This window comes from Natronoflexus pectinivorans (genome assembly GCF_004345615.1).
Taxonomy (GTDB): domain Bacteria; phylum Bacteroidota; class Bacteroidia; order Bacteroidales; family Marinilabiliaceae; genus Natronoflexus; species Natronoflexus pectinivorans.
In genome coordinates, this window is sequence record NZ_SLWK01000001.1 from 912,440 (window position 1) to 924,665 (window position 12,226).

The following is a 12,226-nucleotide window of genomic DNA, read 5'->3' on the forward strand; positions in this document are numbered from 1 at the left end:
TTCAATCTATAATTCCAATGGTCTGTAATCCAAAATAAAGCACTCGACATGAAAAATAGAAATGCAAGGTTAATGTTATTTATAGCACTACCTGTTTTGATAATTGCTTTGGGAATACTGTATATTCAGGCACATCTTCCCAGAGTTCTCACAAGTTATATTGAAAATTTATTAGAAGAGAAAATCGCTGGTTATCTTGATCTGTCTTCAGGCGATTTGGTTGATGTAAAAGTGCAAATACTAAACTGTAACATGTTTGCAGCAACGGTAACAACAGATGAAATTTCCATATATGCAGAAACAGAAGTTTATAATGAAGACAGTTCTGCAATGTCACAAAAAGTGGCTTATGAAGCTGGAGTAACCAATCTTGAAATCTCCCTCAAACCGCTTGTGCTAATTGCTTTGGGGTTTAGAAAGTTCACATTTAACCGATTAAAGGCAGACAGCATTTATTACAACACCAAAAGTCTTTTGGATGAGCCCTTAGAGAAGCTGAAATTTCATAGCGGGGCAATTCACTTTAAGGGAAAAATTGAGTTGCCTGATCAGGAAAGTAGTGCCATTGAAAGCACTTCATTTAAAAATCACTTATTTCAAGCCTCAAATCTCTCTATTTATTTTCCTCAAGATCTGTATTCTTTTCATATTGCCAGTATATCTGTTGATGGTGTTATGGAGACCATCCACATGGAGAAAATTATAGCGCTTCCCAATTACGTCAAAGAAGAATTTTATCGGCATGTTGAATTCGAAACCGATCGCATAGAAACACATTTGGATCATCTCGAAGTAAAAGGTTTGCGGATAGATAAAAAGCATGGCAGAAGAGAGTTGATGGTTTCACAGGTTGATATTCGAAATGGTCTAATCGATGTTTTGCGTGACCGCAGACCCGCTTTTAATGAGGAACAACGCCCGGTAATGCCCACCAGGTTATTTGCGACTGCACCGATTAATTTTTTTGTTGGTGAAATAAATATCAGTGAAGTTGATATTTTGTATTCAGAATTTCCGGAAGATGGTTCCGATTCTGCTTTTCACGAATCGTCCGGGAAAGTGCCTTTTAAAAAGCTGAAGGCTTCCCTGAGCAATATTACGAATATTGCAGACTCACTTCATAAAGACAGTATTATGCGCATAAGCGCGGAGGCATTTATTTTTGATGATGCCATGCTTCGAGCAGATTTTATTTACAATCTTAAGGATATTAATGGTGGTTACAGCGCTGACGTTGAATTGACCGAATTTCAGTTTGAAGCCATCAATTCTGCCATATATCCACTGGCGGGGATTAGGTTTGCTGGCGGAATACACAAAAGTTCTGTTTTATCATTTACCGGCAACGATGTTGAATCAAGAGGAGAGTTGTACATGGAATGGAATAATCTTTCGCTGAATTTTACTCCGGAGTCAGGAAAGATGATTACAGGTATTACCAAATATCTTGGTAAGATAATATATCATCCATCCAATCCCAATGATTTTAATAAATCTCCCTCCGGCGATATTTATTTTGAACGGGACATCCAGCGGTTTGTATTTAATTACTGGTGGAATTGCTATTTATCAGGGATTAAGAATTCCGTTATACGTGATTTTGTCCCAATATAGTATTTGTTCTTTCTTATTTGATAATGGTTCAGAAGAATCTTCTTGGTAGTTTTCCAGTAAGGTGTTTTATCATTCTTTTGTCAGCATGGTCTACTGCAGTTGGCCAACTGGTTCTCCAACGAAATTCCCAGTCAGGTATATGAATAAAAGCGACAATGCAATTGTTTTAAATAGCAGGGGACGAAAGCAGAGGAATAAACCACAATATTATAACTGTCTATGGCGATTGTTTTGTGATAGTATATAAATTCCCCAACTAATCGCATTGCTATGTGAATTGCATTGTCACTTTAAGCTATGGGTTTTTAAATAGATGAGAGAGAGTTAACTTATGAAGCTGAATGTTTAATTTCCGTTGCCATATTTTTCACCTCTTTTTTGGCATCGTCATATTTCCCTTTTGCTTTTTCCACCTCTTTCTCTGCGCTTTTTTTAGCTTTTTCCGTTTTAAGCTTATGCCAATAACCATCACCTTTGTGCATGATGTCTTTGCGGGTTTTTGAACCTTTTTTGGGTGCGAATAGGATACCCCCAATTGCACCAATGGTAAGTCCTGCCATTGTTCCTAATACTACTTTACCTATACTCATTGCGTTTTTTTTATGCCCCAATAAGCTTTCCTTAAGGGGAAACTTTTGAAGCCGATTAATTGAATGCTATTGGGTTTTTTTAAGGGTCATTACGTAGTCTGACGGATTGAAATAAATTCAATGTTGTTCAATTTATGCGTAATCTAAAAAATGTCAGGAGAAATCAATTAAATGTCAACTGTTATCAGCCTAGTGTTCCAATTCTTTGCCTATAAATAAGATTGGAAATTTCTTAGGTTTCTGATCCCTGTTTTGGAAAACGAATAAACCATTAAGATCTCTCCTGACATTCATTCCATAATTAAATTTTCAATCATCAACAGGAAGGTCTATGCATTTAACAACGCATCACGCATTGAATTTACATGGTCGTGGTCGGATTCTAAAAATGTTCTTTGCGCGATAATCATGGTTTGCTGATTTGCAGTTAAATGTTCCAAATCATTTTCTAAGGCCTTATCATAGGCATCTAATGCTTGGTCTTCTCCATACTCGCATGAGTTGAGAATTGCTTTACGGTCTTTTCCTGTGAGAGCAGCCTTTACATCCATCCAAGCACGAAAGAACTTTCCTGAAGTCTTTGTACCTTTAGCGACCTCGCCACCTAACATGTTTACCTCCTTAGCCAACTCTTGATTGCATTTTTTACTGGTTGAAATAAATTTTGCAAACATGGTTTTTAAATCCAACTCACTGGTTTCTTTGGATGCGGTTTCATAACCTTCAATTCTATCGTTATTGATAGTAATGAGTGAATTCAGTACTTCTATCGTTTTTTCTTTTTTCATATTCTGGTTGTTAATTTGATGCCAATTCATCACTTTTCTTTTTACTTTCTATTGAATGATTCAGATGCGAACGCAAGCCAGGAAGCATTGCTATTGCCCAATTTACGATGTCTGTGTCGTTTCTGTCAGTGGTTGCTTTTTCGAATTTTTTAATTGCATCCTCGTGTTTATTAACCATTATATCACCATATGCTTTGTCAAAATCATTTCCTGATTTTTCATTTAAATCCTTGTAAGTATCTCTTACATTTTCTGTAGGTGTGGTAGGAATGGTCATTGATTTCCTTCCGGCAAATGCAGTTAAATCACGTTGTAATTTGGTGTGTGCTTCTTCCATCATTTTCCCCAGTTCCTTAACATTCGAAGTACTCCCTTTTTGCTGTGCCAGTTGTCCCAGCTGAATTTGCATCAGATTAAACTCAGCAGCGTCAACAAGGAGCTGTGCATCATTTACCTGCTTTCTGTCATCAAATCTTTCTTCATTTCGGTCTTCAGCCACATCTTTGGAATCTTGCGAACTTTGTCTATTGCCGCATGATGTAATGAGTAATGCTGCGATAACCAACGTTGCCACCAGCATTGTTTTTTTGAAATAATTATTATTTTTCATTTTCATATTATTTTGTTAATGAGCACTTTCTTTGAAATTGAGATCCTTATATATTGAAAATCTTAGTTCCTGATGTTATCGGGAATGAGATACATATTTTACTTCATCTTGAGCCTCTCCAATTTCTACAGCCGTGTTCTCAAACATTACGTTTTTTTAAAGCTTCTTCCATATAATTTGAACGTGATAATAGATTACCAAAGGTGATAAACATAAAATTGAATAGCATTACATAATTTTTTAAAGTTGTTGCATAATTCACACATTACTGTTTGAAGAAAAGGTCATATGTTCCTGATATTGAATGGATGATATCTGATTCAGAGCAAAAACCTATTGAACGGTATGCGATGGTAAAGACAAGAATCTATTTCTGCGTTTGTGGTAAAAATGCCTTAGATAATGCAACACATCCCTGATGAGCCTTTGCAAAATGCAAAGGCTCATCAGGGATGTGGTTTGATATCATAGAAGTTCAGGAAAAGTCGTGGGGACGTTGGTTGTATGCGTTTTTGGTTCATCTAAATCTTCTCAACTTCGCTGAAAACGGGCAATTTTTCGTCTATGTAGCCTTGAATTCATTAATTAAGCAAAACTTGCTGATGGGTATATTAACAAACACATGCTTTTTCGACATCATTCTTCAGCACTTTCCTTTTTGCCATTTTCAATTTTTTCTTCAACTTCCGCTTTTTCATCGGCATCTGGTTTTTCAATATCCTCTGTATTGTCTTCTTCCGGCTCAAAATTTAAACCAATGAGAAGTGGAAAATGGTCTGATCCAATGTCTTCAAGTTTTTTAAGGGTTGTTAGTCCAAACTCACTGGAGTAGAAAATATGATCCAGAGGATACCGAAGCAAAGGCACAAACACATTGTAGGTATTAAATAATCCTCTGCCCTCACGAGGGTCAACCAGTTCGCTATACTTTCTGAAAAGCTTTGAAGTAACCGACCATCCCACATCGTTCAGGTCGCCTGCGACTATGGTTGGATTGTTGGATTCTCTGATTTTTCTTCCGATAATCAGCAATTCTGTATCTCTTTCATAGGTATCGGAACCTGGTTGAGGTGGTTGTGGGTGAACACCATAAAAATCAATTTTGGTTCCAGAGGGTAAGGTAATTTTGCTAAAAAAAGATGGAACATCATCTTTCACTAGAAAATTGACACTGCTTTCAGTCAGTGGAAGTTTTGATAGCAGCATCATTCCGTAGGTGTTTTCAAGCGGATGTTTGATGGCATACGGAAAATTCTCGTCGAGTTTACTTATAGAAGCAGCCCAGTCATAATTGGGTTCAGTTAACAGCAAGATATCAGGATCATACTTTTTTACAAGCATATTTAAACGCTCTTTATGGTCACTCTCCATGCGTACATTTGAAACCAAAAGGGAAAAACTGGTTTCTGAACTGTGATTTGTACTATCTTTTGCCTGAGTTTTGTAAAATGGCATATATACTAAAACAAACCGTAACTGATATAAAAGAGATGCAGACAAAACCAACAATAAAAGTAGCTTGTATGCCCATTTGAAATCTAAAAATATATATGCCAGAATTATAGCTACTAAGATTAAGAAAGCAATTTGAGTTCTTGGGAAATCAAAAATTCTAATCCACCAGGCTGCTGAGTTGATAAATGGCAATGCTGTGGCAATTAGAACTGCAGCACATAATATTATGGTGAATATTTGCATCTATCTAAATTAAAATTAGAAGAAACCATTTCTTTGATTGCAGCTCCAAGTTAATGCTATCTTACTTAAATCTACAAATCTCTTCAATTATAATTTATTGGCGATTATATCTTTTCTCTTCATTTTCAGGAAACCGAGAAAACTTTGTCGGAGGATCGATTTTCACTTTTATTGGCTCAGCGGTTTTAGGATGGATGAATTCCAATGCTACTGCACAAAGGAAAAGACCCCGATGTTTGAGTATCAATCCCTCGGTGCCGTATAGGGTGTCGCCAAGAATTGGGTATCCAAGCTCTTTCAGGTGAATTCTTATTTGATGGGTTCGGCCTGTTTCGGGCGTCACTTCAAGCAGCGATAGGTATTTGTTTTTAATGGAACGCCAGGTTTTTATGGTCCTAAAACGGGTAACGGCTTCACGGTTTTCGATGGGAGATGTGATGATTCCCTCATCGTTGGGTTTGCCGATGACAACGGCGTTGTACCTCTTTTTTATGGTTTTGTTTTGAAACTGACGGCTGAGATGCAGATGTGCTTTGGCGGTTTTAGCAACAATGAGCAGTCCGCTGGTGAGACTGTCCAGTCGGTGCACCGGTTGAGGAGTCATCAAAGCATCCTCCGAAGGAGATGCTTTGAGGCTTCCGGGTAGTGCATTCTCAATGGTTCTGAACTGGTTTCCACTCACCACAATGCCTGCCGGTTTATTAATCACAGCCACTTCATCATCTTCAAAAATTACATCAAGGTGTAAATTGAAAATTTTACGTGGCTCAGAGATGGGTTTTAGATAAACAATTTCATCGCCGGGATTAATGAAGTCGGCCGTTGTGGCAATTTGATTGTTGTGACTGATTTCCCCGCGTTTCAGGCTTTTTTTGACCGATGATTTGGTGTTAAGGCCTGGGAAAACTCCCGAAAGATAGTCGCTGATGCGCATGCATGTTGTGCCATCAGGCACAACGTGTGTATGGCTGGTATGGTCGGTTTTTCCGTGCATCATCGTTTATCGGACAATCCCATGCCGTTGATTTTTCTGTAGAGATTAAGAGCGTAAACATCGGTCATCCCCGAAATGAAATCGAGTACGGTTTGCAGTTTTTGCGGAACCGGAGCGTTGTCTGCCACCCGGTATTGTTGCGGTATGAAGGGGAGGAGCAGTTTCGCATAATAGTCATTGGAATGCATCACCGCATGACAGAATTCGTGCAGCAGGGTGCCAAGAATTTTAAAACCGGCGATTTCAATTTCAACCACCGAGGGGTGCTTATAGATGTTCTCATAACCGGTTTTTTCGCATGCTTTCATGGCTGTGGCAAGAGTTCCGTTGAGATGACCAATAAGGGAGCCATTAAATTCTCCCTGTAGAATTTGTTCATGGTTCTCCCTGAAAATACGCGAGCATTCATCCACCAGTTTTCCAATGACCAATGCACGAAGAAAGGCAATTTGTTCATTGGCATCAGTCACTTCGCAGCATATATTTTGGATGTAATCAAGGCTCTCTTTTTCTGAATTGGCATCAAAAAATTGCATAAAATGCTCACGGGTGGTTTCCGTTGATAAGATTCCCAGCTTATGTGCATCTTCTATGTCCATGAGGTGATAGCAAATATCGTCGGCAGCTTCAACGAGGTAAACCAGAGGGTGGCGCGCATATATTTCAGGTTTACCGGAAATTTTTCTGATGCCCAGTTCACTGACAATCTGCTGCCAGGTTTGATGCTCAGGCTGAAAGTAGCCATATTTTTTTCTTTGGGGAGTTCCGGATGCATAGGGGTATTTTACAATGGCTGCAACGGTGGTATATGTGAGATTAAATCCACCCCTTCGGCGTCCTGCAAATTGGTGTGTGAGCAAACGCAATGCGTTGGCGTTGCCTTCAAAATCGATGAAATCGTTCCAGACAGATTCGTTATTGATGAGGTTTTTATATTGTACTCCATGGCCCGATTCAAAAAAGAGGGAAATGGCTTTTTCGCCACTGTGGCCAAAGGGAGGATTTCCCATGTCGTGCGCCAGACAGGCCGCAGCAGTCACTGCGCCAAGTTCTTTTACCAAAGGGTTTTGTACAATGTTTTTTTCGGATAAAAAGCGGCTGATGTTATTTCCCAGGGAGCGACCAACACTGGCCACTTCCAGACTGTGAGTGAGCCGGTTGTGTACAAATATGCTGCCAGGCAAGGGGAATACCTGGGTTTTGTCCTGCATGCGCCGAAAGGGGGAGGAAAATATCAGCCGGTCGTAATCTCTCTGAAACTGTGTGCGGTCGTGGTTGATTTTCTGGCTGTCGGTTTCTCCTGTTCGTTTGGATGAAAGTAACTGGTTCCAGTTCATGAATTAGAATATTTTTCCTATTGTGAAGTACGAATTTACGCTTTATTCAGGAATAATGCTGATTTATGGGATGATTTCTGATTATCTCTTCCAATTTCAAAAAACATCGCTATTTTTGAATCGAACCGATAAATATCAGATTGATGAGAAAAGGCGTTTTTGCGGAGTACCCTCCGATGTTTCATTTGTTGCTGCTGTTTGTGCTGGTGATTTTATCTGCCATTTTTGTCTCGATGTTAGGTCTTGCACTGGCCATCCCTTTTACAGGGTGGGATCCGGTAATGGCCATCAGTCGGGGAGATGCAACCTTATGGATGTATCGCTATGTTCAGTTGGTTCAGAGTTTCGCCGTTTTCATAGTTCCATCGTTGTTGGCTGCCCGTCTGTTCTCCCATTTCCCCATAAATTGGTTGTGGTTTGGCTCAGCCAAATTCAGACTAATGTTTCTGTCGGTTTTGCTGATTTTGGCAGCACAACCGCTCTCTTCGTGGCTTGCAGAAGTGAATACACGATTGGTTTTACCACCATCAATGGAAGGCATTGAAAATTGGATGAAATCAGCTGAAGCCAGCGCCGGAAATATGATTTTCAGGTTTTTAGATACTCAAAATGTGGGAATCATTCTTTTCAATATATTTTTAATGGCCATCCTTCCGGGAATAGGTGAGGAGTTGCTTTTCAGGGGAGCTATACAGCCAACGGTTCAAAGAATTGTGAACAATAAACATGCAGCGGTTTGGTTCACGGCTTTTTTATTCAGTGCCATGCACATGCAATTTTTAACCTTTGCTCCAAGATTTATCCTTGGAGCATTGTTGGGATATATGCTGGTTTATGGAAAGAGCATTTGGTATCCAATTGTGGCTCACTTTTTTAATAATTTTATGGCTCTGATGCTTTTTTACTATTTGCGAACCACTAAACCTGAAATAAACCCACTTGATGCATCAACAGGCAGCTATGACGGATGGCTTACTGTGGGAAGTTTTGTGGTGGTAGTGGGTTTGTTGATAATGTTTCGGTATAATTCACCGAAGAACAACAAGGTAGGAAATATTTTGAGTTAAAATGAAGAACCTTCAAGCGAGAATATTCCCTAACTAAGCAATTTTTCATATATTTGATTAAAAATGAGAGGTATGGAATCATTAAGAATCGAAATCATAAATCCAAAAGCAAAGAATATCATTAAGAATCTTGCCGATATGGATTTAATAAGAATTAAGAAAGAAAAAGTGAAAAACGAATTTGCTGAGTTACTTGAGAAATTAAGGAGAAATTCAGACAAGGTTCCTTCTTTGGATGAAATTACAAAGGAAGTAGAAAAGGTTAGGAAAGCTAGATATGAAAAATAGGAAAGTGATTCTGGATACTAACCTATGGATTAGCTTTTTGATTTCGAAAAACTATACTTTTCTTGATTCTTATGTTTTAAATGGAAAAGTTAAGTTGGTTTTTTCCGAAGAGTTATTTTCAGAATTCATTTCCGTTGCAAAAAGACCAAAATTTAAAGCTTTCTTCTCACCAAATGATGATACAAAGTTAATAAGCATAATCAATAAGTTTGGGGTGCTTTATGAAATCTCGTCGAGTGTTAAAAATTGCAGAGATGAGAAAGATAATTTTCTACTAAATCTTGCCATAGATAGTAAGGCAGACTATCTGATTACAGGTGACTCAGATTTATTGGATATGAAATCGATTCATAAAACCAAAATTATAACTATTAAAGATTTAGAATACGAGTTATGATGGAATCTGGGTTGACAGTATGTGATTAACTCTTCTTCAAAACATCATCATCATGTTCCACAAAAAGTTTGATATCTCATTTCAAAATCCGTATCGGGTTGCATCATAAAAGAATCCTTGTTTTCTTGATATGAATAGGGTGTTTTTAAAACATCCAAAAACTCATTAAACAAAGTCATGTTACCTACTATTGCTTCATCCAAAGCCTTTTCTACCAAATGATTTCTTGGGATGTAAACCGGATTGTTCCGGCTCATTAGTTTTTTAGCGGTCGCCTGGCCGTTGGAATTACTTAAAATGGCATTTTGCCATTTTTCCAGCCATATGTTCAACGCCGGATTATCCGACAAATCAATATCATGTACTAAACCTTGAAACGTATTGGTATAATCAAGATTCAGGTTGGTCATCAATTCAAGCAACTCGTCAACCAATGGATAGAAATCCCGGTTTTTGTTTTTAATCCCCAGCTTATTCAGCATGGTTGAGTAGTATTTTTCATTCCAGATTTCATCAAATTCATCAATGAGATTTTGAGCCAACCTGAGAGATGTTTCGGAATCGTGATGAATAACAGGCAGCAAAGCTTCTGCAAGCCTTGCGATATTCCATTTAATGATTTTGGGTTGATTACCGAAGGAATATCTCCCATAAGCATCTATGGAGCTGTAAACCGTATCAGGGTGATGTGAGTTCAAAAAGGCACAGGGACCAAAATCGAAAGTTTCGCCACTAATGGAGACATTGTCGGTATTCATCACTCCGTGAATAAAGCCAACCCGCATCCAGCTTACAACCAGTTCAATTTGGAGCAACATCACCTTTCTTAGAAGATTTAAGGCTTGGTTCTCGTTGTTTTCAATTTCCGGAAACAAGCGTTTTACGGTGTATTGCAAAAGCGCCTTTAAATCATCTGTGGTGCCGAAATGTCTGGCATATTCAAATGTGCCAATTCTGACGTGACTTTTCATAACTCTTATGAGAACAGCCCCTTGGTTGATAGTTTCTCTGCGCACCGTTTCGCCGGTTTTCAGAACGGCCAAGCTCCGCGATGTTGGAATGTTTAAATGATGAACCGCTTCACTCATCAGGTACTCTCTGAGCATGGATTTTAATGTGGCTTTTCCGTCGCCGGCCCGGGAGTAGGGTGTTCTTCCGCTGCCCTTAAGCTGAATGTCGAATCTGTTTCCGTCGTCTGTTAGGTGCTCTCCAATGATGATGGCTCTGCCATCGCCCAGCATGGTGAAATGACCAAATTGATGGCCCGCGTAAGCCTGGGAAAAGAATTTTGAATTTCCCGGCTCTCCGTTGTATATCTCATCAACAAGTAATTCCGGTTTTATGATTGAGATATTGAGTTCGTTGCACAACTCTCCATTGAGCAATAACATTACAGGTTTAGCCACCGGTGTGGGGATAACCTTGCTGTAAAACATGGCCGGAAGCGATAGATATGAATATTCCGCATTAAAACTGCTGTTTTTGCTCATTGGATAATGGTTTTATTCAAAATGAAGAGATTTCATCTGCCTGGATAGAATTTAAACCACAAACCAGGGTTTTGGTTTAATGATTTGGTAATATGACATAGTTAGAGTGATTGAATAAATACAGACAAATAAAATATGCTTGATTCAAAATGTGTTCGAAATATTATTTATGGGGTTAAATTGGGAACTTAATTTATAATTATTATTTTTATTTGTTCTAAAATTCAAAATATTAACAAATGGGTATTCCCTAATATAAAGAACGTGTGTTTGCTTAACCATTTGAGCTTATTTAATAATTCATTATTATCATATAAATAGAATCGTGAGCGAATTTTCAATTCGCATTTGATTTAATTTCCATTATTTAAACCCAAAAGATTATGAAAACAACAAAGATTTCAGTTTTGATTGTTACAGCAATCGCAATATTAAGTTGTTTTGGCTGTTCGGAAGATTGGCTAGAGAAAAATCCAGGTATCATTAATCCCGCTGATGGGATCTGGGAACCACTTATTTCAGCCATCAATCTTAATGCCATTAAAGATTTTGAACAGGTTGTGGTAGTTGATGTGAGGGCTCAGGAAGAATATTTGGAGGGGCATGTTCCCGGCTCAATAAACATTCCTATTCTGATGCCATCATCCGGATGGATTGTTTCAGATGAGTTACTTATGGAACTACCTCCTTTGGATGACCTGGAGGACATGCTTAGTGAAGCAGGTATCTCTAACGATTCAAAAATTGTTTTGATTTCAGGAAACACCTTAGCACCAGAACCACCTTATGTTTTAGCTAATGTAACGCGTGTATTGGCCACCTTACATTACGTTGGCATTAAGGATGTTGCCATTCTTAACGGAGGCATCAATAGATGGGTGGAGGAGGGTTTTGCATTGGAAACAGAACCTTCAGAATTGCCAGCTACATCCTTTATTGCCGATCCCAATTTGGGTCTTTTTGTTTCTACCGAATATGTGGAAGCTAGTATTGGTTCCAAAATCATTATAGACACCCGCGACGCCGAAGTTTATTCCGGTGAAGTGATTGAACCATGGGCGTCTAAAGCCGGGCATATCCCTACTGCTGTTTCCATGCCAGTTGTTGATGTATGGAATGAAGATGATACCTATAAATCTATCAGAGAGTTAAAAGAATTGTTCGAAGCAGCTGTAGGCAATGGTGTTTCTAAGCATTGCAAAATCCGGAGGCATCCGGACACCCGTTCTGGAATTATCCGGGCAGGCATTCCGGTAATATCCGGACATGCGTTCTGGAATTATCCGGACAGCTAATCCGGGATTATCCGGACAGTCATTCCGGAAACATCCGGACACTAAATTAGGTCTGTTT

12 protein-coding genes are annotated in these 12,226 nt (G+C 38.8%); 5 read left to right on the plus strand and 7 right to left on the minus strand.

The genetic code is table 11. From position 1 onward, the window contains the following. Window positions 1–48: 48 nt before the first annotated feature. Window positions 49–1,614: a hypothetical protein gene (locus EV194_RS03515; RefSeq protein ID WP_132432127.1), complete on the plus strand. Its 1,566-nt coding sequence runs from the start codon at window positions 49–51 to the stop codon at window positions 1,612–1,614. Between the two features lie 329 nt (window positions 1,615–1,943). On the opposite strand, the gene EV194_RS03520 is transcribed toward EV194_RS03515, so the two are convergent. From EV194_RS03520 to dgt, 6 genes are all read right to left on the minus strand, one after another. Further along, window positions 1,944–2,204 carry a YtxH domain-containing protein gene (locus EV194_RS03520; protein WP_132432129.1) on the minus strand — a complete coding sequence of 87 codons (261 nt, stop codon included), beginning with the start codon at window positions 2,202–2,204 and terminating at the stop codon, window positions 1,944–1,946. Between the two features lie 329 nt (window positions 2,205–2,533). Next, window positions 2,534–2,992 (minus strand): ferritin-like domain-containing protein, encoded by a 459-nt coding sequence (locus EV194_RS03525; RefSeq protein ID WP_132432131.1) that lies wholly within the window; start codon window positions 2,990–2,992, stop codon window positions 2,534–2,536. A gap of 10 nt (window positions 2,993–3,002) precedes the next feature. After that, entirely contained in the window at window positions 3,003–3,602 is a 600-nt protein-coding gene (locus tag EV194_RS03530; protein ID WP_165921789.1) for a DUF4142 domain-containing protein, read from the minus strand. Between the two features lie 636 nt (window positions 3,603–4,238). Beyond that, window positions 4,239–5,300 carry an endonuclease/exonuclease/phosphatase family protein gene (locus tag EV194_RS03535; RefSeq protein WP_132432135.1) on the minus strand — a complete coding sequence of 354 codons (1,062 nt, stop codon included), beginning with the start codon at window positions 5,298–5,300 and terminating at the stop codon, window positions 4,239–4,241. Between the two features lie 94 nt (window positions 5,301–5,394). Next, window positions 5,395–6,297 (minus strand): RluA family pseudouridine synthase, encoded by a 903-nt coding sequence (locus EV194_RS03540; protein WP_207915887.1) that lies wholly within the window; start codon window positions 6,295–6,297, stop codon window positions 5,395–5,397. Continuing rightward, on the minus strand, window positions 6,294–7,631 hold the full coding sequence (dgt, locus tag EV194_RS03545) for a dGTP triphosphohydrolase (protein ID WP_132432137.1): 1,338 nt from the start codon (window positions 7,629–7,631) through the stop codon (window positions 6,294–6,296). The genes EV194_RS03540 and dgt overlap by 4 nt, the downstream gene beginning before the upstream one ends. Before the next feature lie 143 nt (window positions 7,632–7,774). Here dgt and EV194_RS03550 point away from each other — a divergent pair, with 143 nt between their 5' ends. The 3 genes from EV194_RS03550 (at window position 7,775) to EV194_RS03560 (ending at window position 9,383) form a co-directional block, all read left to right on the plus strand. Beyond that, entirely contained in the window at window positions 7,775–8,698 is a 924-nt protein-coding gene (locus tag EV194_RS03550; RefSeq protein ID WP_132432139.1) for a CPBP family intramembrane glutamic endopeptidase, read from the plus strand. Window positions 8,699–8,770: 72 nt separating this feature from the next. Continuing rightward, window positions 8,771–8,986 (plus strand): hypothetical protein, encoded by a 216-nt coding sequence (locus tag EV194_RS03555; protein WP_132432141.1) that lies wholly within the window; start codon window positions 8,771–8,773, stop codon window positions 8,984–8,986. After that, window positions 8,976–9,383: a putative toxin-antitoxin system toxin component, PIN family gene (locus tag EV194_RS03560; RefSeq protein WP_132432143.1), complete on the plus strand. Its 408-nt coding sequence runs from the start codon at window positions 8,976–8,978 to the stop codon at window positions 9,381–9,383. The genes EV194_RS03555 and EV194_RS03560 overlap by 11 nt, the downstream gene beginning before the upstream one ends. A 50-nt stretch (window positions 9,384–9,433) precedes the next feature. On the opposite strand, the gene EV194_RS03565 is transcribed toward EV194_RS03560, so the two are convergent. Continuing rightward, on the minus strand, window positions 9,434–10,873 hold the full coding sequence (locus EV194_RS03565; RefSeq protein WP_132432145.1) for a protein adenylyltransferase SelO: 1,440 nt from the start codon (window positions 10,871–10,873) through the stop codon (window positions 9,434–9,436). Window positions 10,874–11,256: 383 nt separating this feature from the next. Here EV194_RS03565 and EV194_RS03570 point away from each other — a divergent pair, with 383 nt between their 5' ends. Further along, window positions 11,257–12,168 (plus strand): sulfurtransferase, encoded by a 912-nt coding sequence (locus EV194_RS03570; RefSeq protein WP_132432147.1) that lies wholly within the window; start codon window positions 11,257–11,259, stop codon window positions 12,166–12,168. The last annotated feature ends 58 nt before the right edge of the window (window positions 12,169–12,226 follow it).

Excerpts from the sequence above, each read along its gene's own strand:
- EV194_RS03515 (WP_132432127.1), top strand. The coding sequence starts at position 49 with ATGAAAAATAGAAATGCAAGGTTAATGTTATTTATAGCACTACCTGTT.
- EV194_RS03520 (WP_132432129.1), bottom strand. The coding sequence starts at position 2,204 with ATGAGTATAGGTAAAGTAGTATTAGGAACAATGGCAGGACTTACCATT.
- EV194_RS03525 (WP_132432131.1), bottom strand. The coding sequence starts at position 2,992 with ATGAAAAAAGAAAAAACGATAGAAGTACTGAATTCACTCATTACTATC.
- EV194_RS03530 (WP_165921789.1), bottom strand. The coding sequence starts at position 3,602 with ATGAAAAATAATAATTATTTCAAAAAAACAATGCTGGTGGCAACGTTG.
- EV194_RS03535 (WP_132432135.1), bottom strand. The coding sequence starts at position 5,300 with ATGCAAATATTCACCATAATATTATGTGCTGCAGTTCTAATTGCCACA.
- EV194_RS03540 (WP_207915887.1), bottom strand. The coding sequence starts at position 6,297 with ATGATGCACGGAAAAACCGACCATACCAGCCATACACACGTTGTGCCT.
- dgt (WP_132432137.1), bottom strand. The coding sequence starts at position 7,631 with ATGAACTGGAACCAGTTACTTTCATCCAAACGAACAGGAGAAACCGAC.
- EV194_RS03550 (WP_132432139.1), top strand. The coding sequence starts at position 7,775 with ATGAGAAAAGGCGTTTTTGCGGAGTACCCTCCGATGTTTCATTTGTTG.
- EV194_RS03555 (WP_132432141.1), top strand. The coding sequence starts at position 8,771 with ATGGAATCATTAAGAATCGAAATCATAAATCCAAAAGCAAAGAATATC.
- EV194_RS03560 (WP_132432143.1), top strand. The coding sequence starts at position 8,976 with ATGAAAAATAGGAAAGTGATTCTGGATACTAACCTATGGATTAGCTTT.
- EV194_RS03565 (WP_132432145.1), bottom strand. The coding sequence starts at position 10,873 with ATGAGCAAAAACAGCAGTTTTAATGCGGAATATTCATATCTATCGCTT.
- EV194_RS03570 (WP_132432147.1), top strand. The coding sequence starts at position 11,257 with ATGAAAACAACAAAGATTTCAGTTTTGATTGTTACAGCAATCGCAATA.